Source organism: Tessaracoccus sp. MC1756 (genome assembly GCF_014164735.1).
GTDB lineage: Bacteria > Actinomycetota > Actinomycetes > Propionibacteriales > Propionibacteriaceae > Arachnia.
The window spans coordinates 541,788-565,358 of record NZ_JACJFZ010000002.1 but is presented as its reverse complement, the minus strand read 5'-3'; the positions used below and the strand labels follow the sequence as shown (position 1 = coordinate 565,358).

Below are 23,571 nucleotides of genomic sequence, written 5' to 3'. Positions count from 1 at the left end.
CATTCATGGCAAAGCAGCACACGATGGAGGAGCGCCTCGCGCAGCTCGCCGAACGCCGCGCGCACGTGCAGACGGGCGGCGGCGAGGACAAGCTCCAGAAGCAGCGCGACAAGGGCAAGCTGACCGCCCGTGAGCGCGTCGCCGCCATGCTCGACGAGGGCTCCTTCCAGGAGACGGGCGCGTTCCGCAAGAACCGCACCACCACCTTCGGCATGGACAAGGCCGACATGCCCGCCGAGGGCGTCGTCACCGGTTCCGGCTACGTCATGGGCCGCCCGGTCCACATCGCCTCGCAGGACTTCACCGTCATGGGCGGCTCCGCGGGCGAGGCCCACTCGATCAAGGTGACCGAGGCCCTCAACGCCTCGCTGCGCACCGGCACCCCGTTCGTCTTCATCAACGACTCGGGTGGCGCGCGCGTGCAGGAGGGCATCGATTCGCTGTCCGGCTACGGCAAGGTCTTCTACGCCAACGTGCTCCTCTCGGGCGCGGTGCCGCAGATCTCGATCATCGCCGGCCCCTGCGCCGGTGGCGCCGCCTACTCCCCGGCGTTGACGGACTTCATCATCCAGACCCGCAAGGCCCACATGTTCATCACGGGCCCGGGCGTGATCAAGCAGGTCACTGGCGAAGAGGTCACGCAGGACGACCTGGGCGGCGCTGACGCCCACATGGGTCGCTCCGGCGTCGTGCACTTCGTCGCGGACGACGACGAGCAGGCCATCCTGATCGCCCAGAAGCTGCTGAGCTTCCTGCCGCAGAACAACACGGAGGACGCCCCCGTCGTCAATCCCGACGACGTGGTGGAGCCCAACGAGAAGCTGCGGGGCATCATCCCGGTCGAGTCCAACAAGGGCTACGACGTGCGCGAGATCATCCACGAGATCGTCGACCACGCCGACTTCCTCGAGGTGCAGGCCGGTTGGGCGCGGAACATCGTGGTGGGCTTCGGCCGCATCGTGGGCCGCACCATCGGCATCATCGCCAACCAGCCCAGCGTCATGTCCGGTGTCCTCGACATCGACTCCTCGGACAAGGCCAGCAAGTTCGTCCGCTTCTGCAACGCCTTCAACATCCCCGTGGTGAACCTGGTCGACGTGCCGGGCTTCCTGCCCGGTGTCGCCCAGGAGCACAACGGCATCATCCGCCACGGCGCCAAGATGCTCTACGCCTACTCGGCCGCCACCGTCCCGAAGATCACCGTGGTGCTGCGCAAGGCCTACGGCGGCGCGTACCTGGCCATGTGCTCGAAGGACCTGGGCGCCGACAGGGTGTTCGCCTGGCCCACCGCCGAGATCGCGGTGATGGGGGCCGAAGGTGCGGCCAACGTCGTGTTCCGTCGTGAGATCGCCGCTGCCGACGACCAGGAAGCCCGCCGCGCCGAGCTGGTCGAGGAGTACCGCGAGACGTTCTCGACGCCGTACATGGCGGCCAGCCGTGGCCTCGTCGACGACATCATCGATCCCGCCGACACCCGCCGCGAGATCGCCATGGCGCTCGAGCTGCTCATCGGCAAGCGCGAGATCCGCCCGGCCAAGAAGCACGGCCTCGGCCCTGCGTGATCGGAGTCGACATGGAAGACACCCAGATGCAGGAGTTGCGCGACCTCGTCGCGCAACTCACGGACAGAATCGCGGGGTTGGAGGCGCAGGTCTCCGAGCTGCAGTCCGCCAAGGAGATCCCCGAGGCGGACCTCATCGCCATCGGTGCCGCCGTGGCGGCGTACTTCGGGCACCGCGCCCGGGTGCGCGCCATCCGGTACGGCTCGCAGACCCGTTGGGCCGCCGCCACCCGAACCCGCGTCCATGACCGCTCCGTCCCGCACGTCCGTTAAGGAGACACCACAATGAAGCTCAAGGTGACCGTCAACCAGACGGAGTACGAAATCGATGTCGAGGTCGAGGAGGAGGAGCGTCCCGGTCTGGGGCCGATCGTGATCGGCGTCAACGCAGGCTCCAACCCCATCCCGACGAAGGCCTCGGTCAGCGCTGTCAGCTCCAACGCTGTCGTCGCGCCCCTGGCGGGGTCCGTCGCACGGATCCTCGTCGCTGAAGGCGACGAGATCGAATCCGGCCAGGTGCTGCTGGTGCTCGAGGCCATGAAGATGGAGACCGAGATCACGGCCCCCACGGCCGGCAAGGTCGCCAGCATCCTCGTCGCCCCGGGCGACGCGGTGCAGGGCGGCCAGGCCCTCATCGAGTTCTAGCCGACGCAGCGACGGGCGCCCCACCTTCGGGTGGGGCGCCCGTCTTGCATTGTGGGCTTGGATAAGGTTGCCCCAGATCGAGATGAGGAGATCGCGTGAGCGACGACAGAACTGGCGAACCGACAAACCCCAGGCCGGTTGAGGGGTTGCCGTTCGACGAGGAGACCCTCGTCGCGCTGCCATCGCCTGACCCCTCCGCGCCCGTCGACCGGGCCGACGTCATCGGTGAGGGGGGCCGCTGGGTCGCGGGCTGGGCCGGCCGTTTGATCCTCATGGCCGCCGCACTGTTCGTCATCGGCTGGCTGGCCGCCAGGTTCTGGGACGGCATCCTCCCCGTCGTGCTCGCGCTCCTGTTCGCCTCGGTCCTCTGGCCCGTGACCGCCTGGCTGAAGGGCCGCGGGGTGCCGTACGTCGCCGGCGCCGCCATCTCACTGCTCGGCGGCTTCGGCGCCCTCGCCGGGCTCATCTGGTTGATCGCCCCCAGCATCGCGGCGCAGTGGTCCACCCTGTCCGGCCAGGCCATCAAGGGTGTGCGGCAGCTGCAGGATTGGGCGGCCGGTCCGCCCCTCAACATCCGCGACGAGCAGCTCAACAGCTGGATCGACCAGGGCCTCAACTGGGTCCAGGGCAGGAGCGGCGAGTTGGTGGGGCAGGCGCTCAACGTGGGCGGCTCCATCGGCAGCGCCATCGTCACGCTGCTGCTGACGCTCGTGCTGACGTTCTTCTTCCTCAAGGACGGCCACGGGTTCCTGGCCTTCACCCGTCGCGTCGTGGGCCGCAAGGCCGGGTTCCACGCCACTGAGCTGCTCACCAGGCTGTGGACCACCCTGTCCGGCTACGTCCGCACGCAGGCCATCGTCAGCTTCGTCGATGCCGTGTTCATCGGCTTCGGTCTGTTGGTGCTGGGCGTGCCGCTGGCCTTCCCCCTGGCCGTGATCACGTTCATGGCGGGCTTCATCCCGATGGTCGGCGCCATCACGGCCGGCGTGCTCGCAGTACTCGTCGCGCTCGTGTCCGGCGGCATCTACACCGCCCTGTTCACCCTCATCCTGATCCTCGCGGTGCAGCAGTTGGAGGGCAACGTCCTCCAGCCCATGCTCCAGTCCCGGGTCATGCAGCTCCACCCGGTCATCGTGCTCCTCGCAGTGCTGCTGGGCGGCGTCTGGGGCGGCATCATCGGCGCCTTCCTCGCAGTTCCGGTGGCGGCTTCCATCGCCGTGGTGATGCGCTACCTGGGAGACCTGATCGACCTGCGCACCGGAGACCGGGGTGCTGAGGACATCCGCTGGGCCACCGACGACGGGCACACCGTCGCCTTCGAGGGCGAGCAGCACGCCGCGTTCTTCCGCGCGTTGGTGCGCCGCCGCACCGCCCGCCGCGAGGTGGAGGAGGGCACTGATCGTGCCACCGTGGAGCTTCCCGACGGAGAGGTGGCCCGCGTCGACGGCACCGGCTGGCTCGGCAAGCTCATGCGCCGCCGCCCGCTGGAGGACGCTCCGGATCCGAAGGAGCAACTGGGCCCGGAGGAGCCCCAGGACCGGTAGACCGCAGAAAGCCGCAGTGCGGCTGAGCGTTTGGGTAAATCGCCTTGACCGGACCCAGTCGCCGCTTGGAGGCTGGCCACAACCCCCCTTCACAGGCGAAAGGTATCCATGCGGAGCACCAGACATCTGCTTGCTACCGCGTAGCTCCGGGCGTCCGCGCCCCGCTCGGACCGTCCGGCATGAGCTTCGCTCCACTGCTGGGTTTATGCCCGAGGACGGCGCCACATCCAGCACTGAAACCGGGCGGCCGTGTTCAATGCTGGCTTTGAGGCCAAGTACGGCGCCAAACCCAGCACTGGGCGTGAAACTTGAACGAACCTCTCAGACGGTGCGGTGCACCTTGTGCGACGCGGCCTGGGCCCGCGGGCGGATCGCAAGGCGGTCGATGTTCACGTGCGACGGCCTGGTGGCCATGAACACGATCACGTCCGCCACGTCGTCGGCTGTCAGCGGCTCCGCGACGCCGGCGTACACCTTGTCCGCCCGCTCACGGTCGCCGTCGAAGCGGGTGAGCGCGAACTCCTCGGTCTGCACCATGCCGGGGGCGATCTCGGTGACGCGCACCGGCTGGTCGAACAGTTCCAGCCGCAGCGACTCGACGATGGCCCGCTCGCCGGCCTTCGCGGCGCAGTAGCCCGCGCCTCCTTCGTAGCTGGCATCTGCCGCCAGGGAGGTCACGAACACGATCACACCTTCGGCGGCCACCAGCGCAGGCAGCAGGGCCTTGGTGACGCGGGCGGTGCCGATGGTGTTGGTCGCGATCATCGTCGCCCACCTGTCCAGGTCGGCTTCGGCGACGGGTTCCAGTCCCAGGGCGCCGCCCGCGTTGTTGACCAGCACGTCGAGCCGGTCGCCTACGGCCGCAGCGAGGCGGGTCACGTCGTCGTCCGAGGTGATGTCGCACACCACGGCGGCGCCGCCGATCTCCTGGGCCAGCGCGACGATGCGGTCTTCACGGCGTGCGGCGCAGATGACGCGGTAGCCCGCGGCGGCGAGTTGGCGGGCGGTGGCGGCTCCGATGCCCGAGCTGGCACCGGTGACGAGAGCAGTCTTCATGCCTGTCACTGTATTCCCAGTGGCGGGGGAGGTACGACGAGGGGGTCAGCGTTTCGCGGCGCGCCAACCGGCTGCCTCAGCGTCTTCGGGGGTGCAGAACCAGCGCTCGCCGTAGGACTCGTTGATCTTCGTCTCGTCGTAGTGCTGTTGCCCCGGCTGGTGGTAGATGTGTTCGCCTTCGCGGTTGATGTTGCCCTTGATCAGGCAGTCCTGCGAGGAGACGCCCGCGGGCGGCTGCACCGGCGCGACGGGTTCGGCGGGGGGCTCGACGGAGGGTTGCCCGGCGTCGCAGGTTGCTCCCCACACCCCGAGGCCCCGGTCCTGGGCGCTGGCCTGGGCGGCCAGATGGTCCGCGACATAGGCGTAGGGGGCGGCATAGGTGTATTCGCGACCCAGGCCCCGGGCGATGATCTCTTCGGCGACATTGACGCCCTCGGCCGTGAAGACGTGCCGCAGCAGCCGGTCGTAGCGGTCCGTGTCGCCCTGGCTGGGATCGAATTCGATGTGCACGTCGCGCGACTGCACCAGCGCCTGCATGGCGCTCGCCGCCTCCTGGTAGCCGCAGTCGCCGCGCTCGGGGGTGTCGATCCCGATGACGCGGATGCGGGTCCGCTCGCCGTCGATCAGCACGTCGATGGTGTCGCCGTCGATAACGCCCGCCACCGGCAAAAGGTCCCCGACGACGGCGTCCGCCGCAGGCCCCTCCGTCGGGCCGGCGCTGGTCGTGACCGGCTGTGGAACCTCCGGCGTCGTCACGTCCGATGTTTCGAGGGACGTGCCGGGGAGGCACCCGCTCAGCAGAAGCAGACAGAGCAACGCAGGCCCCACGAACACGTGGGGCCTGCGAGTGAGGTGCGGAGTGGTGACTACTTCTTGCCCTGGTTCTTGACGGCCTCGATGGACGCCTTCGCGGCCTCGGGGTCGAGGTAGCGGCCACCGGGGGTGACAGGCTTGAAGTCCTCGTCCAGCTCGTAGTAGAGCGGGACACCGGTGGGGATGTTAAGGCCGGCGATGTCCTCGTCGGAGATGCCGTCGAGATGCTTGACGAGGGCGCGCAGCGAGTTGCCGTGAGCGGTGATCAGCACCGTCTTGCCCTCGGCCAGGTCCGGCACGATGTGCGCTTCCCAGTAGGGCAGCAGGCGGGCCACGACGTCCTTGAGGCACTCGGTGCGGGGACGGTCAGCCTCCGGGATGTCCGAGTAGCGCGGGTCGTGGTGCTGGCTGAACTCGTCGTCGACATCGATCGGCGGCGGGGGCGTGTCGTAGCTACGGCGCCACAGCATGAACTGCTCCTCGCCGTACTGCTCCAGCGTCTGCGCCTTGTCCTTGCCCTGCAGAGCGCCGTAGTGGCGCTCGTTCAGGCGCCAGTTGCGCTTGACCGGGATCCAGTGGCGGTCGCAACCATCCAGCGCCAGGTAGGCGGTGTGGATGGCGCGGCGCAACAGGGAGGTGTGCAGAATATCCGGGAGGAGTCCCTCCTGCTTGAGCAGTTCGGCGGCCTTCTTGCCCTCCGCAATGCCCTTTTCATTGATGTCGACGTCCACCCAGCCGGTGAACAGGTTCTTCGCGTTCCATTCGCTCTCGCCGTGACGGAGCAGGATCAGCTTCGCAGTCATACGCCCAACATTAGCGGCGACACCCCTGCCGTGCTCAGCCGGGTCAGGCGTTGGGCCACTCTTCACCCTCGGGGATCTCCCCGGTGATGATGTAGATCACGCGGCGACCCACGGCGACGGCGTGGTCCGAGAAGCGCTCGAAGTAGCGGCCGAGCAGCGCAACGTCCACGGCGCCCTCGACGCTGATCTCCGAGCCTTCCTTGAAGATCTCGGTGAAGTGGTCGCGACGCAGGTCGTCCATGCGGGAGTCGATGGTGGCCAGCGTCTGGGCGCCCTTGGCGTCGCGCTCCGCCAGCGACAGGCGGGCCACGTCGATGACCTCTTCGGCGATCTTCGCCATCTCGCGGAAGTTCGGCTCGAAGCGCTCCGGGACGGCGTGGGCCGGGTAACGCAGGCGGGCGATCTTGGCGATGTGCGCGGCGAGATCCCCCATGCGGGCGAGTTCGAACACGACGCGGATGGCCGACACGATGGTGCGAAGCTCGCCGGCGACGGGCGCCTGGAGCGCGAGCAGGCTCAGGCACTGGAACTCGAGCTCCTCGTGCATCTTGTCCAGTTGCGCGTCATTGGTGATGACGGCTTCCGCGCGGCCCAGGTCTGCCGTGAGCAGCGCCTCGGAACTCTCGATGATGGCGACCTCGACGAGATCTGCCATATGAACGAGGCTGTCCAGGACGGAATCAAGTTCCTCATGGTAGCTGGTACGCATTCTGCGGTACTCCTTTGTCACGGTTGCCCCGAGTCTAGCTGGACACCTTTCCTGCCCGAGGCTAGGGCAGCTACCTAGCTGGACGTGTCATCTCGGTGAATGAACGATGAACGGCAGGTGAAGGATTGGTTCCGCATCCCGGACCGGTGCGTTCAGGGTTGTCTGATGACCGGGCCAATCGCGCTGCGCCCCATATGATGTGGCACATGCATCCCGCGGTCGCAGGCCTCATTGGGGCCTTCCTGGCCCTGGTGGTGGTGACGTTCGTCCTGCTGATCCGCCGGGGCCTTGCGCGTCGTCGGCTGCTCGAGTCCCAGGGTCGCGTCGAGGCCAGCGAGGAGCTGCGCATCGTGATGGATCTGCTCCGTTCCGGCGCCATGCTGGTGGGGCCCCATGACGAGATCCTGCATGTCAACGAGCCTGGCATCGTGCTCAACCTCGCGCGGGGGAGCCGCGTGGGATTCGCCGCTCTGCTGGAGAAGGTCCGGGAGGTCCGCGCCAGCGGCAACCTGTACCGCGGCCCCATCCGGCGGGAGGTGCACCCCGGCGCCGACGCCCTCGAACTGGAGGCGCGCGTCGCGCCCATGGGCGACGACCTGGTGCTCGTGATCGCCGACGACGAGTCGACGCAGCGCCGCGTCGAGGCCGTGCGCCGCGACTTCGTGGCCAACATCTCGCACGAACTCAAGACACCCATCGGTGCGCTCAGCGTGCTTGCGGAGGCCGTGGAAGCGGCCAGCGACGACCCCGACGCCGTGCAGCGGTTCGCCGGTCGCCTGCAGCATGAGTCGTCGCGGCTGGCGCAGCTGGTCAACCAGATCATCGACCTGTCACGCCTCCAGTCGGAAGACCCCATGCTCAGCCGCGAGATCGTCGACGTGCACGAGGTGGTCACAGAGGCGGTGAGCCGCTCCCGGGCCCGCGCGGAGAAGCGCGGGGTCAGCCTCATCGTCGCGCGCACGGCGCACACCTACGTCGTCGGCGACAGGTGGCAGCTGGCAGACGCAGTTAGCAACCTGGTGCAGAACGCCATCAACTACTCCCACGAGCAGGCCCGGGTGACGCTGAGCATCCTGCAGGTCACCGCGGAGGGGGACCGGTTCGTCGACATCAAGGTCTCCGACAACGGCATCGGCATCAGCGCGGAGGAGCAGGAGCGCATCTTCGAGCGCTTCTACCGCGTGGACTACGGCCGCTCGCGGGACGCTGGCGGCACCGGGCTGGGCCTCAGTATCGTTCGCCACATCGCCCTGGCCCACGGGGGGTCCATCCGTGTCTGGTCCAGGCTCGGGCAGGGATCCACCTTCACCTTGAGACTTCCGGCCTATCTCGGGCCTGATCCACTAGACACCGCCCTGGCGGAGGAGGAATTTGCGCTGTGACCCGCATCCTGATCATCGAGGACGAGGACTCGTACCGCGACGCCACCAGCTTCATGCTGAGGAAGGAAGGCTTCGACGTCGTGACCGCGGCCGATGGCGCGGAGGGACTGGCCGAGTATGACAAGAACGGGGCCGACCTCGTGCTCCTCGACCTCATGATGCCGGGCATCCCGGGCGTCGAGGTCTGCCGCCAACTGCGCTCCCGCGGCAACGTCGCGATCGTGATGGTCACCGCCCGCGACTCCGAGGTGGACAAGGTGGTGGGCCTCGAACTGGGTGCCGACGACTACGTCACCAAGCCGTTCAGCCACCGCGAGCTGGTGGCCCGCATCCGTGCGGTGCTGCGCCGCGGCATGGACCAGGTGCTGCTGCCCGAGGTGGTGGAGGTGGAGGGCGTCCGTATCGACGTCGAGCGCCACCAGGTCACCGTCGACGGCGAGGACGTGCGGTTCGCGCTGCGTGAGTTCGAGCTCCTCGAACTGCTGGTGCGCAACGCGGGCCGGGTGATGACCCGCGGCCAGCTGATCGACCGGATCTGGGGCAGCGACTACGTCGGCGACACCAAGACCCTCGACGTGCACATCAAGCGCCTGCGCTCGAAGATCGAGAAGGACCCGTCCGAACCACGGCGTCTGATCACGGTGCGCGGCCTGGGCTACAAGTACGAGGGCTGACGCGGGTGCTGGGTTTGTAGCCGCCAGTGGACCTGAGTCCAGCACCGCACACCCAGAGGCGCTCGCTCACTGCTGACTTTGATGCCAAGTACGGCATCATATCCAGCAGTGCCGCGGTCCGAGGGGAGGTCAGCCAGCGTTGGAGAACGCCTCGGAGAAGTCCTCGTGCTCGGAGCTCATGACCGGCGTGTGGACCTTCAGGCTGGTGCCGCCGTCGAAGGTGACCGTCACCTCTGCCAGCCGACCGAGTGCCAGGTCCGGGTTGGAGAAGGACGTCTCCGAACCGTCGAGGTAGACGGAGTTGCCACGCGGGATCGACGCGGTGAAACCGAGATCCACGGGCTCCCCGTACTGCTCGAAGCCCTCCTCTGCGGCCACCGTGATGCCGGTCACCTCCGCGGCCTCGTCGCGGGAGTGGATGCCGCCGAGCAGCACCGCCTCACCCGCGTCGTCCGCCACGATGACGATGTTGCGGATCTTGTAGCCGTTGTCCTCGGCCTGCACGCCTGCGGCCGGCGGGGAATCCGGGACCCAGCCAGCGCGGGTGCAGGCGCTCATCGAAAAGGCGAGTGCTGCGGCGACGGTGATGGCCGCGAAACGGCGCACGGGCTTGGTCATGGGTCCTCCGGTCAGGGGCATGCGTGAGCACATAGTAACCAGTCTCCGCACCAGGTGCGACCCTCTCTCCGCGTTTGCGGACCCCGTCCGTTACGGGCAGAGGCCCCGGGTGTATAGGGAGCCTGCTAGAATTGTCTGTGGAAAGGTGGTCTTCAAGATATGACTTTTTCGATCGGTGAGACGGTCGTCTACCCAAACCATGGAACGGCTGTCATCGAGGACATCGAAAACCGGACGATCAAGGGCGAGGACAAACTGTTCCTCGTTCTTCGTGTGCTCGGCCAAAACGATCTCGTGATTCGTGTCCCGTCCGACAACCTCGATCTCGTCGGCGTGCGCGACGTGGTCGATCAGGAAGGCCTTGAACGGGTGTTCGATGTGCTCCGCGCAGAACACACCGAGGAACCGGCCAACTGGTCGCGTCGCTTCAAGGCGAACATGGAGAAGCTGCACTCCGGCAACGTGATCAAGGTGTCTGAGGTCGTCCGCGACCTGTGGCGCCGTGACCGCGACAAGGGGCTCTCCGCAGGCGAGAAGAGGATGCTGGCGAAGGCCCGCTCCATCCTGCTCGCTGAGCTCGCGCTCGCAGAAGATTGTGATGAGGAGAAGGCCGAGACGCTTCTCGACGAAGTGCTCGCTTCCTGATTCAGACAACCTTCGTGTCAAACACTCAAGTACCGGTCGTCGCCGTTGTGGTGGCGGCCGGTAGTGGTTCCCGGCTGGGTGCGCCCGTGCCGAAGGCCCTCGTTGAACTCGAGGGCGTCTCCCTCGCTCGCCGCTCTGTGGATGCGTTGGTCGACGGTGGGGTCACCGCCGTCGTCGTCACCATCCCGGCCGGCTTCGAAGCGGAGTTCGACCAGCAACTCGACGGCGTGCCCGTTCCGGTGCAATGTGTGCAGGGGGGCGCGTCGCGTCAGGAGTCGGTGGCCCACGGCCTCGCCGCCCTGGAAGCGCCTGCTGACGCCGTCGTCCTGGTGCACGATGCGGCCCGGGCGCTGGTGCCGCCCGCTGTGGTGCGGTCCGTGGCAGACGCCGTGGCCCGCGGCGCTGAAGCGGCCATCCCGGTGGTGCCCGTCGTCGATTCGGTGCGTCGCGTGGACGAGGACACCTCTGTCGTCGTGAACCGGGCCAGGCTCCGCGCCGTCCAGACTCCCCAGGGTGCGCGCCTGGGCGCCCTGCGTCACGCGCACGCCGCCGTCGCCGCCGAGGGCGTTGAAGTGACGGACGACGCGACGGTGTGCGAGTTCGCCGGCATGCACGTCTCCCTCGTGGCGGGCCACCGCGACGCGCTCAAGATCACCGAACCCACAGACCTCATCGTGGCTGCGGCCATCCTGCAGAACCGGAAGGACCACTGATGCGCGTCGGCATTGGTACTGATGTGCATCGGCTCGAGGAGGGGGTGCCCCTGTGGGTGGGCGGCCTCCACTTCCCGGATGAGCCGGCCGGGCTGGCCGGGCACTCCGACGGTGACGTGGCCGCGCACGCCGCGTGTGATGCGCTGTTCGGCGCCGCAGGGCTGGGCGACATGGGCTCCAATTACGGCACGTCCGAGCCGGAGTGGGCCGGGGCCAGCGGTGTCGCCTTCCTGGCGGAGACCGCACGCCGGGTGCGCGCCGCAGGGTTCGAGATCGGCAACGTCTCCGTGCAGATCATCGGCAACCGGCCTCGTTTCGCCGCTCGGCGCGCCGAGTCCCAGGCCGCGCTGACGGAGGCGCTGGGTGCCGCCGTGACCGTGACCGCCACCACCACCGACGGGTTGGGGCTGACGGGTCGCGGCGAAGGGGTCGCGGCCGTCGCGGTGGCCCTCCTCGCGTGAGCCCGGCGGTAGGTAATCTTGCCGACGGTCCGACGAAGGAGAAGGCAATGACGTATGCAGGCAGGCGCCTCGCGCTGACGGTGAGCGCGCTGGTGATGCTGGGGCTAGGTGCGGCCTGCACCGGCGCCGGGAGCGTCACCCCCACCGAGACCCCGGCGTCCACGTCGGCTGTCGCCACCTCGGAGCCCGCGGCACAGACCTCTGACACTCCCTCGGCGTCGCCCATTGCGTCGGATTCCGTCGAGGACGTCCCGGACGACCTCTTCGAGGAACTCCCCATCGACAAGGCGCTCCTCCCCGCGGAGATCGGCGAGTTCGTCCTCGACACGGAACTCTCCTTCGACCAGGCCATCTACAGCCGGGGCTCCCTGGCCGAGGACACCTTCGAGAGTGTCACGGTCAACGCCACCGCCCCGCACCAGGGCGCGGCGGATTACGCGTCGATCATGGAGGACGTCACGGAGGTGGAGGCGGGCACGGCCTACTGCGGCGTGCAGTCCGGTATGTCGGCCTGCGTCTTCGACAGCGCCAACCACGGCACCGTCCACGTCACCAGCCTGGACGCCGCGCCGGCAGACCTCCAGCCCATCATGGAGGCGGTCCGCCCCCTCCTCTGAGGAAGGGCACAGTGAACTCCCGAAACGGAAGAGGGGCCGCGATGCTGTTGCATCGCGGCCCCTCTTTCTGTTCAGGTCAGAGACTGAACAATCAGATCTCGAAGCCCGGGTAGAGCGGGTGCAGGTTGAGCAGCCGCTCGGCTTCGGCGAGCGAGTTGTCGCGCGCCGCATCGTCGAGTGCGTACTTCGCCTTGCTGGGGGCACCGGCCGAGGTGGTGGTCGGCTTGGTGGCCTTCAGCACGCCGGTGATCATGTCCGCGACGGCGTCCATGTCCGAGGCGGTGAAGCCGCGCGAGGTGAGGGCCGGGGTGCCGAGGCGCACGCCGGAGGTGTACCAGGCGCCGTTCGGGTCGTTGGGCACCGAGTTGCGGTTGGTGACGATGCCCGCGTCGAGCAGCGCGGCCTCGCCCTGACGGCCGGTGAGGCCGAAGGCGGTGGTGTCGAGCAGCACGATGTGGTTGTCCGTGCCGTCCGTGACCAGCTTGCCGCCGCGCTTCATGAGGCCTTCGGCCAGCGCCTTGGCGTTGTCCGCCACGGCCTGCGCGTAGGTCTGGAACTCAGCGGTGCGGGCCTCGGCGAGCGCCACGGCCTTCGCCGCCATGACGTGCGACAGCGGGCCGCCGAGCACCAGCGGGCAGCCGCGGTCCACCGACGGGGCGTACTCCGCCGTCGCCAGCACCATGCCGCCGCGCGGGCCGCGCAACGACTTGTGCGTGGTGGTGGTCACGACGTCGGCGTAGGGGACCGGGTCCTCCTCGCCGGTGAACACCTTGCCGGCCACCAGGCCGGCGAAGTGGGCCATGTCGACCATGAGGACGGCGCCCACCTCGTCGGCGATGTCGCGCATCTTCGCGAAGTTGATGCGACGCGGGTAGGCGGAGTAGCCGGCCACCAGCACCAGCGGCTTGAACTCCTTGGCCTGCGCGCGCAGGGCCTCGTAGTCGAGCAGGCCGGTCTCGGCGTCGGTCCCGTAGGAACGCTGGTGGAACATCTTGCCGGACACGTTCGGGCGGAAGCCGTGGGTGAGGTGGCCGCCGGCGTCGAGCGACATGCCCAGCAGACGCTGGTCTCCGAAGCGGCGGCGCAGGGTCTCCCAGTCCGCCTCGCTCAACTCCGCGACGCCCTTCACGCCGAACTCCTCCAGCGCGGGGGACTCGATCTTGTGCGCGAGGATGGCCCAGTAGGCGGTGAGGTTGGCGTCGATGCCGGAGTGGGGCTGCACGTAGGCGTACTGCGCCCCGAAGAGCTCACGGGCGTGCTCGGCGGCAACTGATTCGACGCTGTCGACGTTCTGGCAACCGGCGTAGAAGCGGTGACCGACGGTGCCCTCTGCGTACTTGTCGCTCATCCAGGTGCCCATGGTGGCGAGCACGGGGAGGCTGGCGTAGTTCTCGGACGCGATGAGCTTCAGCGACCCACGCTGATCGGTGAGCTCCTGGCGCGTCGCCTGAGCGATGCGGGGCTCCACCTCCTCGATCATGCCCAGCAGGGTCCGGTAGGCCGACGAGATCGATTCGAGATCGCTCACAGTTCTCCTTGGATTCAGGGGTGCGTGCTGCCCACTCTAGTGCCCGAGGTCCTGAACGGCCCATCCGTTACCCTTCACCCTGTGTCGGTGAACAGGCGTGGTGCGCTGGGGCTTTTTGCGCTCATGGGGTTGAGCGGCTGTTCGTTCGAGCCCATCGAGTGGGTGGAGGGCACGCCGGAGGCCGTCGAGTCGGCTGACCCCACCGTCGAACTGCGGCCGGACTTCTTCATCCAGACCAGCGACAACGGAGTGAAGTCCATCGAGGAGGCCAGTAGCGTCGGGCAGCGCATCTCGACGCCCCACTTCGACGCGCGGCTCGAGCAGGTGTTCCTGGGCGCCGAACTCGGCCAGCAGACCGCCATGCAGGTGCGTCGCCGCACCCCGCTGCGCGCGCCCGAGGGCCACCAGATCCTGGCGTTCACGCTGGCGGCAGGCGTCCCGTCCTTCCAGCCCGACCCAGGGGCGGACCTCGCGCACCGGCTGCGCGTGGGAGACGTCGCGTTCGACCTCGGGGCGCCGTTCGTGCGGCACACGATCAACGACGACGGCGAGTACGACATCGACTGGACGCTCATCATGCTGTGCATCCCCGAGGGGTCGCCGGTGTTCCTCGACGTCACGGACCAGGCGCGCACAGTGTCGCTGGACCTGATCACGGGCGCCCCCGTCGAGGACGAGGCGTGGGCCGACACCACGGGTTTCCGGGAGCGGCACCTCATCGCGGTGCAGCCGGAGCGACAGATCTTCGTGCACGACATCATCAGCCTGCCGGACCCGTCGCTGCAGATCGAGCAGGACGAGGCGCAGTTGGCGGTGGCGTTGGCGCCGAACCCGACGGCGAGCCTCTTGACGCCCTGGCTGCCAGGCCTGGGCTGGGCGGCTGCCGGGATGCAGTGGTTCAGGCTGCGGCTCACATTCGAACCCAGCCTCACCGACACCCGCTTCACCTACAGCTTCAGCGGTCCCGAGTCGTTCACGTTCGAGGACAGCGAGGGCGTCAACCACAAGGTGGTGGCGCCGGAGATCGTGGCGGCAGACGACATCGAGATGTCCACGACGGTGGACCTCATCTGGCAGCTGGCCGGGCCCTATACCGTCGGGACGATGCGGTTCCAGCCGAAGGGCACCCTGCAGGCCCTCTACACCGGGGGCGTGACGGTCGCGGCGCAGTTCACCGCGACCCCGTCCCCGCTGCAGTTCGGCGTGCAGTTCACTGCCCGGGAACAGCCTCAGTGATGCCCGCGCGCTGCTGCGAGACCTCGTAGAGCGCGACGGACGCGGCCACGGAGGCGTTGAGCGACTCCACCTCGCTGGCGATCGGGATCGACACCAACTGGTCGCAGTGGTCTCGGACCAGGCGCGCAAGGCCCTCGTCCTCGGAGCCCACCACGATCACCAGCGGCCCGTCGAGGCCTGCCGCGCCGCTGATCGGCACCTCGCCCTCGCCTGCGAGGCCGAGGATGGTGAAGCCGGCCTTCGTCGCCTGCTCGAGCGTGCGGTTGAGGTTGGTGGCCATCGCGATGGGCAGGCGTGCCGCGGCACCCGCGGAGGTCTTCCACGCGGCGGCGGTCATCGACGCGGAGCGCCGCGACGGGATGACCACGCCGACGGCCCCGAACGCCGCCGCCGAACGCACGATCGCGCCCAGGTTGCGGGGGTCCGTGATGCCGTCGAGGGCCACGATGATGCCGTCCACCTCGAACGCGTCGGCGATGAGGTCCTGCGGGTCCGCGTACTCGTAGGCCGGCAGCTGCAGGGCGACGCCCTGGTGCACGAGGCCACCGCCGGTGACCCGGTCCAGCTCTGCGCGGGTGACCTGCAGCATGGGCAGGCCGCGGTCTGCCGCGAACTTCAGGATGTCGCGGAGGCGGTCGTCGCGCTCCGAACCCTCGGCCACGAAGGCCTGCTTCACGGGCATGCCGGCGAGCAGCGCCTCATAAACAGGGTTGCGTCCCACCACCCAGTCGGCGCCCGCCGGCTTCTGGCGCGTGGGCTTCGACGGGGTGCGGCGCTGTGCGGCCTGCTTGGCCTTGTACGCCTTGTGGTACGTGCGTTCCTCGGCCTTCGGCGTGGGGCCGCGGCCTTCGAGGGATCGGCGGATGCGGCCACCGGAGCCGGCGGCCTTGTTCTTGCCTTTGCTGGTCGCGCCGCGGCGCGAGGAGTTGCCTGCCATGAGCTTCTTTCGTCAGTTGTCCAGGTGCCACGTGGGCCCGGACGGGGTGTCTTCAATGGTGAGGCCGACGTTGCTCAGCGTGTCGCGGATGCTGTCGGCGGTTGCCCAGTCCTTCTCGGCCCGGGCCTTGGCCCGCTGTTCAAGGAGAGCGGCGACCAAGCCGTCGACGACCGGGGTGAGGTCTGTGTCGGTGCCTTGGGCGCCCCACTCCGGGGCGTCGGGGTGGATCCCGAAGACGTTGAGCATGCTGTCCACGACGAGGGCGTGGAGCCTGGCGTTCTCCGTGTCGCCGGCGGCGATGGCCTGGTTACCGGCGCGGATGGCCTCGAAGAGCGCGGCTGTGGCGGCGGGGGTGCCCAGGTCGTCGTCCATCGCCTTCGTGAAGGCCTCGTACCCGGCGGCGTTCATCGGCGCGTAGGCGAGGAACTCCTCCTCAGGCAGGAAGGCGCGGGAGCGTTCGACGAAGGAGTCGATGCGTTCGATGGCCTTCTCCGCCTCGGCAAGGGAGCCGCGGGTGTCCTCGTCGGCGGGGGAGAACTCGATGGTGGAGCGGTAGTGCGGCGACAGCAGGAAGTAGCGCACGGCGCGCGGGTCGTAGGCCTTGGTGACCTCGGACACCAGGGCGGTGTTGCCCAGCGACTTACTCATCTTCTCGCCGGCCATGGAGACCCAGGCGTTGTGCAGCCAGAAGCGCGCGAAGCCGCGCCCCGCCGCGGCCGACTGGGCCAGCTCGTTCTCGTGGTGCGGGAAGCGCAGGTCGATGCCGCCGCCGTGAATGTCGAAGGTGTCACCCAGATATTTGCCGGCCATGGCCGAGCACTCGATATGCCAGCCGGGGCGGCCACGGCCCCACGGCGACGGCCAACTCGCGGTGAGGGGCTCGTCGGCCTTGTGGCCCTTCCAGAGGGCGAAGTCTCGCGGGTCGCGCTTGCCGCGGGGGTCCGCGTCGGCGGCGGCCTCCATCTGGTCGACCTTCTGGCCGGAGAGCTCGCCGTAGCGGGGCCAGCTCTTGACGTCGAAGTAGACGTCACCGGAGCTGTCAGCCGCCGGGTAGGCGTGGCCCGTGCTGATGAGTTCGGCGATGAGTTCGACCATCTCCGGGATGTGACCCGTGGCGCGCGGCTCGTACGTGGGGGGCTTGCAGCCGAGCGAGGCGTAAGCCTCGTGCAGTTCGCGTTCGAAGCGGTACGCGTGCGCCCACCACTCGACGCCCTCCTCCGCGGACTTGTGGAGGATCTTGTCGTCGATGTCGGTGACATTGGCCACGACGGTCACCTCGTAGCCGGTGTGCTCCAACCAGCGGCGCAGGACGTCGAAGTTGACCTCCTTGCGGATGTGGCCCAGGTGAGGAGAGGCCTGGACGGTCAGGCCGCAGTGGTAGATCGACACTTTGCCGTCGACAAGGGGCACGAACTCGCGCACGGTTCGTGAGGCGGTGTCATACAGCTTCAGCGTCACAAGAGGGCAGTTTACCGGTCAGGGCCCCGTCGACGCACTGTCGACGGGCACGCGCGGCGACCAGCCCCGCTTCCTGTATGGTTGAAAATGTGAGTATCGACGTTCAGATCTGGTCCGACATCGCCTGCCCGTGGTGCTACATCGGCAAGCGCCGCTTCGAGAAGGCCCTCGCCGACTTCCCCCAGCAGGACGAGGTGAACGTGACCTGGCGCTCCTATCAGCTGGATCCCAGCCTGCCCGAGCACGACCACCGCTCCGAGATCGACTACCTCGTCGAGATGAAGGGCATCGCGCGTCCCCAGGTGGAGCAGATGCTTCAGCACGTCAAGGGCAACGCGGCGGGGGAGGGCCTCGAGTACGACTTCGACGGCCTCGTCGTGGCCAACTCGCGCAAGGCGCACCGCCTGCTGCAGGCCGCGAAGGCTGCAGACCGGGCGGACGGCGACCACCGCACCGACACGCTCAAAGAAGCCCTCCTGGCGGCCCACTTCATCGACGGCGAGGACATCAGCGACGTCGAGGTGCTGACGCGGCTCGGGGCCGAAGCAGGCCTGGACCAGTCGGAGGCCCGCGCCGCCGTCGACTCCGCTGAGCTTGATCGCGCCGTCGAGGACGACATCACGGCGGCGCGTCAGATCGGGGTGCAGGGTGTGCCGTTCTTCGTCTTCGAGAACAAGTACGGGGTCTCCGGTGCGCAGCCGGCAGAGGTGTTCGCCCAGGTGCTGCAGACCGTGGCGTCGGAACAGACCCCCAGCCTCATCACCATCGAAGGCGAGGCGGGCGACGCCTGCGGCCCCGACGGCTGCTGAGGGCCGATACCCCGCCGGGTTCCGCTCCCGTGGAACACTGGGGTCCATGACCACGCCTGAAGACCGCCAACGGCGACTCTGGGACACCACGGCCGCGCGCTACGACCAGATGGTCGCGCCACTGGAGGGCCGTTTCATGGCCGCCAGCCGCCGCTGGGTGGGCGAGCGTGCTGTGGGCGAGACCCTCGAGGTCGCCATCGGCACCGGGCTCAACCTCCCGCACTACCCCGACGCCGTCGCCGTCACAGGCCTCGACATCAGCGCCCCCATGCTCGACGAGGCCCGCGCCCGTGCAGCACGCACCGGCCGCGAAGTCACGCTCGTGGAGGGCGACGCGCAGGACCTCCCGTTCGCCGACGGCACCTTCGACACCGTCGTGTCCACGTTCGCCATGTGCGGGGTGGGAGACGACGACCGTGCCCTCGCGGAGTTGGTCCGGGTGGTCCGCCCGAACGGCCGGATCCTGCTGGCAGACCATGTCGTCTCGACCAACCCGGTTCTGCACGCGCTCCAGTTGGCTCTGGAGGCGGTGACCAAACGCACCAACGGCGAGTACTGGACGCGGCGGCCGCTGCCGAAGCTGGAGCGCATGAGCGGGGTCGAGATCGTCGACAGCGGTCGCAGTCACGTGGGCATGATCGAGCACCTGCACGCCCGCAGGTCCTGACGGGCGGCGCGGGCCTCAGCTCATCGGGTCAGCTCATCGAGGAGACGAGGGTGGTCGTCACCTGGTGCACATCGGCGACCGGAGTGTTGAACCCCATCACCATCGTGTGCCCGTATTTGGCCGACTTGAAGACGCAGACGTATTCGCCAGAGTCCGGGATGGTGCCGCACACGGCTGCGCCCAGCGTCGTCGAGTCCTGGAGCCCGAGGCGCCACATCTCGACGCCCATGTCCAGGTTGCCGAAAGCCACCACTCCCACGCCCGTCTCGGCGGCGAGGTTGCGGGAGTAAATGATGGCGCCGTCCGCTTCGTAGGCCGTCATCGTGCCGATCCTGGCGGGGACGTCGGCCAGGTCGATGGGTGTCGGGGTGAAGTTCTCGAGGTCGGGCGAGACGGGCGTGACGGGCTGGGGGAGCGGCTGAACCGTCCCGAAGCGCACCATCGAGTTGAAGATCCACTGCTTCTGCCATGCAAAGCCCCCGGGGGTCTTCGCGATGACGTCGGCCTCGATGTAGGAGCGGCAACCGCCCCGGCCTGTGGTGGCGGTGTCGCACTCCGTGCGCCAGTTCCGTCCGCCGCTGACGAAGTCGTTCATGTTGTGGCTGGCGAGGGGGTTCCCCGCCCACGTCTCCCTGGGCGATTGCAGGTATGTCAGGTTGTTGAAGGCCCAGCCGGTGTTCTGGACGAACCTCCCAGCCGAGTAGGTGACCACCGTTGCCTTGATCTCGGTGCGACAGCGATGCGTGATCGAGTACGGCTCGCACTGCGTGCGCCATTCGCGGCCGTTGACATAGTGGTAACCCTCCGTCGAGTAGATGTCGACGTCCGCCGAGGCTGTGGGCGCGACGGTCATTGCCCCCGCCGTGCCCAGCAGCGCAGCGAGCGCGACACGGATGACCTTTTTCACGTGTGATCCTTCCTTCTGGCCTCGTCGTTGAGGCTTATGAGGACACTATCGGGCCACGATCAGGCCGGAGACGACGGGGTGGTGATTCCCCGAACGGATGACGGCCCCGAGCGGGAAGCTCGGGGCCGTCATCGATAGAGGAAGGGTCAGGGCAGTTGGGCGTCGACCGCCGCGGCGACCTCGTGGAGTTCGGCCTTCGTGGCGCTCTCGGCGATGAGCAGTACGACGCCGTACTTCGGCGTGGTCAGCACGCAGGCCTCCATGGTGAAGGGCTCACCGCTTTCCTCATCGACATCGGAGATGGTTCCGCACGTGGCGCTGCCGACCTTCTCGAGGTTGGTCATATCGCCGATGAAGTAGGCCTCGCCGCCGTCGACCTCTCCGACAGCCACGGCCATCACCAGCGCGTAGCGCGTGCCCGAGTCCTTGTCATAGAAGATCATGCCGTCGACGGCCGTCTTCTCCCAGCCGGCGATCGCGGGCGCATCGCTCGCCGAGATCGGGATCTCCTGGGGCTCGGTGGGCGCCGGGGCGTTGGTGCTGAAGCGGACCATCGAGTTGAAGACCCACTGCGTCTGCCACTGGAAGCCGCTCGCGGTTTTGGCGATCACGTCGGCTTGGATGTAAGACCGGCAGCCGCCGCGCCCTGTGGTGGGTGTGTCGCACTCGGTGCGCCAGTTGCGGCCGCCGCTGACGAAGCCGTTCATGTTGTGCGAGGCGAGCGGGTTGCCCTTCCACGTTTCGCGGGGGGAGGGAAGGTAGGTCAGGTTGTTGAACACCCAGCCGTTCTTCTGCACGAACCTGGCGCCGTCCCAGGACACGACGGTGGCCATGATCTCGGTGCGGCAGCGCTGGGTGACGGAGTAGGGCTCGCAGCCGGTGCGCCAGTGGCGGCCGTTGACGGTGTGCACACCGGGCGTCGAGTAGACGTCGACGACGGGCTCGGCCGAGGCGTTCGGGGCCAGCACCACGGCGCCGGTCACGGCGACGAGCGCCGCCAGGGCGACACGGACGGTCTTGAACATAGTTGGGTCCTCCCAAGATCGTGACCCCGACGCCGGGGTGTGCGCCGAACGATACCGCCAGGCGGCGTGCCCCGCGCCTCGGGGCTGGGCAATGAACCCAGCGGCAAAGCCCGATCCGATCAATGCCGACGAACCATCGCCAAACGGGAAACAGGAAAGGTACATTGCTGTTTTTCGGTGGGGGACGACATGGGATTCCTGGACAAGCTCGGCGACCTGTGGAGGCGCGAATCACGAACCGTCGTGCACGGATGGATAGCGCAGGATGACAGCACCTACGGACCGGGAGACGAGGGGCGCCATTACCTGTCGGTCAGCTGCGCAGACCTGGGGCTCCGGTTCGACCGGCAGCGACTGGGCGAGCGCCGCCCCGTATTGCAGTCGATGGTGACCTGGCCGAGCCAGGACGAACGCATCCCCGTATCCACCACCCTCGGGCCATCCAGCTTCACCTCCCTCAACAACGGCGACTTCGCGCACCTCATCCATGAGAACGTGGCGCTCACGGGTGACCTCCCCATGAACTCCGACGCGATCAGCATCGTCGTCGGTCTGATGGCAGCCCCGGGGGAAGGACTGCTCGACCTTGCCACCGAGTTTCTCGGCGACCTGGCGTCCCTGACGCAGGTCCCTCAACTCACGGCCGCTGCGCCGATCGCCACCAAGATCGCGAACGGTGTCGACAAGCTTCTCGGTACCGATGAGACGATCGGGCTCATTGCCCTGCAGATGTCGATCCAGGCCGACGCGCTGCGTGAAGGCTACGTGGTGGTGACGGACTGGCCGACCGATGAAGGCTCGCTCGACCGTCTAGCAATCGATGGTTCACGGCTCATGATGCAAGATGGCGATGACTGGGTTCCGGCCCAGGGCTTCAACTATCTGGTGCTCGACGTGCAGGTGACCCCGTCGCGACCCAAGCGCTGGCGCGAGCTGACCGCGATTGCCGGCCTCGCCGAAACGGCCCTCTCCCAGCTGGCGAAGGCGACCTCACCCGAGGACGTTGAGGCTGCCGGCAGTGCAATCCAAGTCGCCATGAGCACCGTCCTCTTCGAACCGAACCTCACCGTCACCGATCGCGACGCCGCCGCAGATCAGATCCAGGACATGTGGGACAAGGCGGTCACCCGTCGTAATGCGGTGCTGTCAAAGGACGCGACGACGCAGCCTGACCGCGGAGCGGCCGAGGAGACGGAGCACGACTCCGTGGAGCGGGTCACGGGGAAGCAGTTCGATCGCGTCCGGCTGTCCGGCATGGTTTCGGCTGGTGACCGCGTCACCTCCAGGCTGAAGATGCTGCGTACCGAGGCGCGATAGGTCGTCGCTGGGAGCGGAAGCCTGAACAGCGGCGCCGCTACGTCTGCTTCTTCTTGGCGGCCTTCGCCCGCAGGGCGTTGATGTCGAACGTGGCGGCCAACTCCAGGTCTGGAGCGTTCGCGCTGTCCTCCCACGGATCGTACGGCTTCTCCTCATTCTCGTCGACGAAGCCGTGGGACGGGTCGTACTTGTTGGCCAGTTCACCGCCCACCATCTGAAGGTCACCGAGCTGCTCGTCGGGCAGGGTGGTGAGGATCTCGTGGATGTAGCCGGAAGCTGCGTCCGCCGTCGGCACCTCGCGGTTCTCCCGCTGCGACTGGTACCAGCGGTAGTCGAGCACCTCGTGGAAGAACTGGGCGGCGTCGCGCTTGCTCCGGAGATCTGCAGGGATCCGGTTGATGGCCGGCTCGAACACCTCGACGAGCCACTTGTGCGCGGCCACGGACTCGGCCATGTTCGGGGCCTTCTTGGCGCGGAAGGTGTCCATGTCGTTGAGGAGCCGGCGCGCCTGGTGCTCCTCGGCGTCGAGGCCGGTGAGGCGCATCAGCCGACGGGTGTGGTGGCCCGCCTCCACCACCTTCGGCCGCATCCGGATGGTGCCGCCGTCCGCGGAGGCGTCGACGTCGATCTCCGCCACATCGAACCCCAGGGCGTTCAGGCGGCGGACGCGCCCCTCGAGGCGGTACAGCTCGGACTCGTCGAACTCCTCGACGCCCGTCAGCTCCGCCCAGAGCTGGTGGTAGCGGTCCTCGATGGTCTTCACGAGCCACTCCGGGTCCAGCGAGGGGTCGAGGATGCCGCCCGCTTCCAGGTCGAGGAACTCGCCGAAGAGGTTGGTGCGCGCGATCTGCAGGTCGTGGGCGCGCTGGCCGTCCGTGAGCTGGTCGTGCAGCTCGCCCGTCTCGGCGTCCACCAGGTAGGCGGCGAACTCGCCCGCGTCGCGCCGGAAGAGGATGTTCGACAGCGACACGTCGCCCCAGTAGAAGCCGGTGAGGTGCAGGCGGGCGAACAGGACCACCATCGCATCGAGCAGCCGGTTGACGGTCTCGTGCTTGACGCCGTGGTAGAAGAGCGAACGGTACGGCAGGGAGAACGGGAGGTGGCGCGTCAGGAGGATGGGGTCCAGAGGGTCGCCGTTGGGGTCCACCCGGCCCAGGACCACGCCCACCGGATCCACCGACGGCACCTTCAGCCGCTTCAGCTCGGTGAGCAGGCGGTACTCCTGCACCGCCACCTCTTCGAGGATCTCCTTCGCGGCGAAGATCTCGTCGCCCACCTGGAGGAACCGCACCACGTGCCGGGAGATACCGCGCGGCAGCGCGACGAGGTGTTGGGCAGGCCAATCGGTCAGCGGCACCTGCCACGGGAGCCGCAACAGGTCGGCGTCGGGCCGGGCAGCGAGGAATCTGGGCACACGCCCAGCCTACTGGGTCGGTCCCTCGATAC

General features: G+C 68.0%; 25 protein-coding genes. 14 read left to right on the top strand and 11 right to left on the bottom strand.

Annotated elements, in window-relative coordinates:
- The first annotated feature begins 5 nt into the window (after positions 1–5).
- From H5393_RS08045 to H5393_RS08030, 4 genes are all read left to right on the top strand, one after another.
- On the top strand, positions 6–1,562 hold the full coding sequence (locus H5393_RS08045) for an acyl-CoA carboxylase subunit beta (RefSeq protein WP_182766210.1): 1,557 nt from the start codon (positions 6–8) through the stop codon (positions 1,560–1,562).
- 11 nt (positions 1,563–1,573) lie between these two features.
- On the top strand, positions 1,574–1,834 hold the full coding sequence (locus tag H5393_RS08040) for a hypothetical protein (RefSeq protein ID WP_076062734.1): 261 nt from the start codon (positions 1,574–1,576) through the stop codon (positions 1,832–1,834).
- 12 nt (positions 1,835–1,846) lie between these two features.
- A complete protein-coding gene (locus H5393_RS08035; protein WP_182766209.1) occupies positions 1,847–2,206 on the top strand; it encodes a biotin/lipoyl-containing protein in 360 nt (119 codons plus the stop codon).
- A gap of 95 nt (positions 2,207–2,301) precedes the next feature.
- Positions 2,302–3,750, top strand: a complete 1,449-nt coding sequence (locus H5393_RS08030) for an AI-2E family transporter (protein WP_182766208.1) — start codon at positions 2,302–2,304, stop codon at positions 3,748–3,750.
- A 321-nt stretch (positions 3,751–4,071) separates the two neighbouring features.
- Here H5393_RS08030 and H5393_RS08025 read toward each other — a convergent pair whose 3' ends face one another.
- The 4 genes from H5393_RS08025 to phoU all read right to left on the bottom strand — a co-directional run bounded on the left by H5393_RS08025 (position 4,072) and on the right by phoU (position 7,131).
- Positions 4,072–4,806, bottom strand: a complete 735-nt coding sequence (locus tag H5393_RS08025) for an SDR family NAD(P)-dependent oxidoreductase (protein ID WP_182766207.1) — start codon at positions 4,804–4,806, stop codon at positions 4,072–4,074.
- A gap of 45 nt (positions 4,807–4,851) precedes the next feature.
- A complete protein-coding gene (locus H5393_RS08020) occupies positions 4,852–5,562 on the bottom strand; it encodes a thermonuclease family protein (protein WP_182766206.1) in 711 nt (236 codons plus the stop codon).
- A 110-nt stretch (positions 5,563–5,672) separates the two neighbouring features.
- A complete protein-coding gene (locus H5393_RS08015) occupies positions 5,673–6,422 on the bottom strand; it encodes a phosphoglyceromutase (protein ID WP_182766205.1) in 750 nt (249 codons plus the stop codon).
- Between the two features lie 43 nt (positions 6,423–6,465).
- Complete coding sequence (gene phoU / locus H5393_RS08010; protein ID WP_182766204.1) at positions 6,466–7,131, bottom strand: phosphate signaling complex protein PhoU; 666 nt, start codon at positions 7,129–7,131, stop codon at positions 6,466–6,468.
- Positions 7,132–7,337: 206 nt separating this feature from the next.
- On the opposite strand from phoU, the gene H5393_RS08005 reads away from it, so the two are divergent.
- On the top strand, positions 7,338–8,513 hold the full coding sequence (locus H5393_RS08005; protein ID WP_255436362.1) for a cell wall metabolism sensor histidine kinase WalK: 1,176 nt from the start codon (positions 7,338–7,340) through the stop codon (positions 8,511–8,513).
- Positions 8,510–9,187 (top strand): response regulator transcription factor, encoded by a 678-nt coding sequence (locus H5393_RS08000; RefSeq protein WP_182762445.1) that lies wholly within the window; start codon positions 8,510–8,512, stop codon positions 9,185–9,187. Before H5393_RS08005 ends, H5393_RS08000 begins: the two co-directional genes overlap by 4 nt.
- Positions 9,188–9,316: 129 nt before the next feature.
- Here H5393_RS08000 and H5393_RS07995 read toward each other — a convergent pair whose 3' ends face one another.
- A complete protein-coding gene (locus tag H5393_RS07995; protein ID WP_182766203.1) occupies positions 9,317–9,805 on the bottom strand; it encodes a hypothetical protein in 489 nt (162 codons plus the stop codon).
- A 159-nt stretch (positions 9,806–9,964) separates the two neighbouring features.
- Between H5393_RS07995 and H5393_RS07990 the strand changes: the two genes are divergently transcribed.
- From H5393_RS07990 to H5393_RS07975, 4 genes are read left to right on the top strand one after another with little or no spacing between them, the layout of a single operon-like run.
- Positions 9,965–10,450, top strand: a complete 486-nt coding sequence (locus H5393_RS07990; RefSeq protein WP_076063820.1) for a CarD family transcriptional regulator — start codon at positions 9,965–9,967, stop codon at positions 10,448–10,450.
- A gap of 14 nt (positions 10,451–10,464) precedes the next feature.
- Complete coding sequence (gene ispD / locus H5393_RS07985; RefSeq protein WP_182766202.1) at positions 10,465–11,163, top strand: 2-C-methyl-D-erythritol 4-phosphate cytidylyltransferase; 699 nt, start codon at positions 10,465–10,467, stop codon at positions 11,161–11,163.
- A complete protein-coding gene (ispF, locus tag H5393_RS07980; protein WP_182762439.1) occupies positions 11,163–11,624 on the top strand; it encodes a 2-C-methyl-D-erythritol 2,4-cyclodiphosphate synthase in 462 nt (153 codons plus the stop codon). The genes ispD and ispF overlap by 1 nt, the downstream gene beginning before the upstream one ends.
- Before the next feature lie 47 nt (positions 11,625–11,671).
- Complete coding sequence (locus tag H5393_RS07975) at positions 11,672–12,241, top strand: hypothetical protein (RefSeq protein WP_182766201.1); 570 nt, start codon at positions 11,672–11,674, stop codon at positions 12,239–12,241.
- A 91-nt stretch (positions 12,242–12,332) separates the two neighbouring features.
- On the opposite strand, the gene H5393_RS07970 is transcribed toward H5393_RS07975, so the two are convergent.
- Positions 12,333–13,769 (bottom strand): glycine hydroxymethyltransferase, encoded by a 1,437-nt coding sequence (locus H5393_RS07970; protein WP_182766200.1) that lies wholly within the window; start codon positions 13,767–13,769, stop codon positions 12,333–12,335.
- An 87-nt stretch (positions 13,770–13,856) separates the two neighbouring features.
- Here H5393_RS07970 and H5393_RS07965 point away from each other — a divergent pair, with 87 nt between their 5' ends.
- The gene (locus tag H5393_RS07965) at positions 13,857–15,005 is read left to right on the top strand and encodes a hypothetical protein (protein ID WP_182766199.1); all 1,149 of its coding nucleotides are present in this window, start codon (positions 13,857–13,859) and stop codon (positions 15,003–15,005) included.
- Here the strand turns inward: H5393_RS07965 and rlmB are convergent.
- A complete protein-coding gene (rlmB, locus tag H5393_RS07960) occupies positions 14,980–15,942 on the bottom strand; it encodes a 23S rRNA (guanosine(2251)-2'-O)-methyltransferase RlmB (protein WP_182766198.1) in 963 nt (320 codons plus the stop codon). The genes H5393_RS07965 and rlmB overlap by 26 nt on opposite strands.
- Positions 15,943–15,954: 12 nt before the next feature.
- On the bottom strand, positions 15,955–17,400 hold the full coding sequence (gene cysS / locus H5393_RS07955; RefSeq protein ID WP_182766197.1) for a cysteine--tRNA ligase: 1,446 nt from the start codon (positions 17,398–17,400) through the stop codon (positions 15,955–15,957).
- A gap of 89 nt (positions 17,401–17,489) precedes the next feature.
- On the opposite strand from cysS, the gene H5393_RS07950 reads away from it, so the two are divergent.
- Both H5393_RS07950 and H5393_RS07945 read left to right on the top strand, forming a co-directional pair.
- Positions 17,490–18,209, top strand: a complete 720-nt coding sequence (locus H5393_RS07950) for a DsbA family oxidoreductase (protein ID WP_220488262.1) — start codon at positions 17,490–17,492, stop codon at positions 18,207–18,209.
- Between the two features lie 46 nt (positions 18,210–18,255).
- Entirely contained in the window at positions 18,256–18,876 is a 621-nt protein-coding gene (locus H5393_RS07945) for a class I SAM-dependent methyltransferase (RefSeq protein ID WP_182766195.1), read from the top strand.
- Positions 18,877–18,904: 28 nt separating this feature from the next.
- Here H5393_RS07945 and H5393_RS07940 read toward each other — a convergent pair whose 3' ends face one another.
- Together H5393_RS07940 and H5393_RS07935 are read right to left on the bottom strand one after the other, a co-directional pair.
- On the bottom strand, positions 18,905–19,783 hold the full coding sequence (locus H5393_RS07940) for a hypothetical protein (RefSeq protein ID WP_182766194.1): 879 nt from the start codon (positions 19,781–19,783) through the stop codon (positions 18,905–18,907).
- Positions 19,784–19,929: 146 nt separating this feature from the next.
- Positions 19,930–20,808 carry a hypothetical protein gene (locus tag H5393_RS07935; protein WP_182766193.1) on the bottom strand — a complete coding sequence of 293 codons (879 nt, stop codon included), beginning with the start codon at positions 20,806–20,808 and terminating at the stop codon, positions 19,930–19,932.
- Positions 20,809–20,997: 189 nt separating this feature from the next.
- Here H5393_RS07935 and H5393_RS07930 point away from each other — a divergent pair, with 189 nt between their 5' ends.
- Positions 20,998–22,125, top strand: coding sequence for a hypothetical protein (locus H5393_RS07930; protein ID WP_182766192.1), 1,128 nt, complete (start codon positions 20,998–21,000; stop codon positions 22,123–22,125).
- Between the two features lie 37 nt (positions 22,126–22,162).
- Here the strand turns inward: H5393_RS07930 and H5393_RS07925 are convergent, their stop codons facing one another.
- Positions 22,163–23,539 (bottom strand): DUF4032 domain-containing protein, encoded by a 1,377-nt coding sequence (locus H5393_RS07925; RefSeq protein WP_182762411.1) that lies wholly within the window; start codon positions 23,537–23,539, stop codon positions 22,163–22,165.
- Between the last annotated feature and the right edge of the window lie 32 nt (positions 23,540–23,571).

Bases quoted from the DNA above. Each gene is read 5' to 3' on its own strand.
- H5393_RS08045 (WP_182766210.1), top strand. From the start codon at position 6: ATGGCAAAGCAGCACACGATGGAGGAGCGCCTCGCGCAGCTCGCCGAA.
- H5393_RS08040 (WP_076062734.1), top strand. From the start codon at position 1,574: ATGGAAGACACCCAGATGCAGGAGTTGCGCGACCTCGTCGCGCAACTC.
- H5393_RS08035 (WP_182766209.1), top strand. From the start codon at position 1,847: ATGAAGCTCAAGGTGACCGTCAACCAGACGGAGTACGAAATCGATGTC.
- H5393_RS08025 (WP_182766207.1), bottom strand. From the start codon at position 4,806: ATGAAGACTGCTCTCGTCACCGGTGCCAGCTCGGGCATCGGAGCCGCC.
- H5393_RS08015 (WP_182766205.1), bottom strand. From the start codon at position 6,422: ATGACTGCGAAGCTGATCCTGCTCCGTCACGGCGAGAGCGAATGGAAC.
- phoU (WP_182766204.1), bottom strand. From the start codon at position 7,131: ATGCGTACCAGCTACCATGAGGAACTTGATTCCGTCCTGGACAGCCTC.
- H5393_RS08005 (WP_255436362.1), top strand. From the start codon at position 7,338: ATGCATCCCGCGGTCGCAGGCCTCATTGGGGCCTTCCTGGCCCTGGTG.
- H5393_RS07995 (WP_182766203.1), bottom strand. From the start codon at position 9,805: ATGACCAAGCCCGTGCGCCGTTTCGCGGCCATCACCGTCGCCGCAGCA.
- H5393_RS07990 (WP_076063820.1), top strand. From the start codon at position 9,965: ATGACTTTTTCGATCGGTGAGACGGTCGTCTACCCAAACCATGGAACG.
- ispF (WP_182762439.1), top strand. From the start codon at position 11,163: ATGCGCGTCGGCATTGGTACTGATGTGCATCGGCTCGAGGAGGGGGTG.
- H5393_RS07975 (WP_182766201.1), top strand. From the start codon at position 11,672: ATGACGTATGCAGGCAGGCGCCTCGCGCTGACGGTGAGCGCGCTGGTG.
- rlmB (WP_182766198.1), bottom strand. From the start codon at position 15,942: ATGGCAGGCAACTCCTCGCGCCGCGGCGCGACCAGCAAAGGCAAGAAC.
- H5393_RS07945 (WP_182766195.1), top strand. From the start codon at position 18,256: ATGACCACGCCTGAAGACCGCCAACGGCGACTCTGGGACACCACGGCC.
- H5393_RS07935 (WP_182766193.1), bottom strand. From the start codon at position 20,808: ATGTTCAAGACCGTCCGTGTCGCCCTGGCGGCGCTCGTCGCCGTGACC.
- H5393_RS07930 (WP_182766192.1), top strand. From the start codon at position 20,998: ATGGGATTCCTGGACAAGCTCGGCGACCTGTGGAGGCGCGAATCACGA.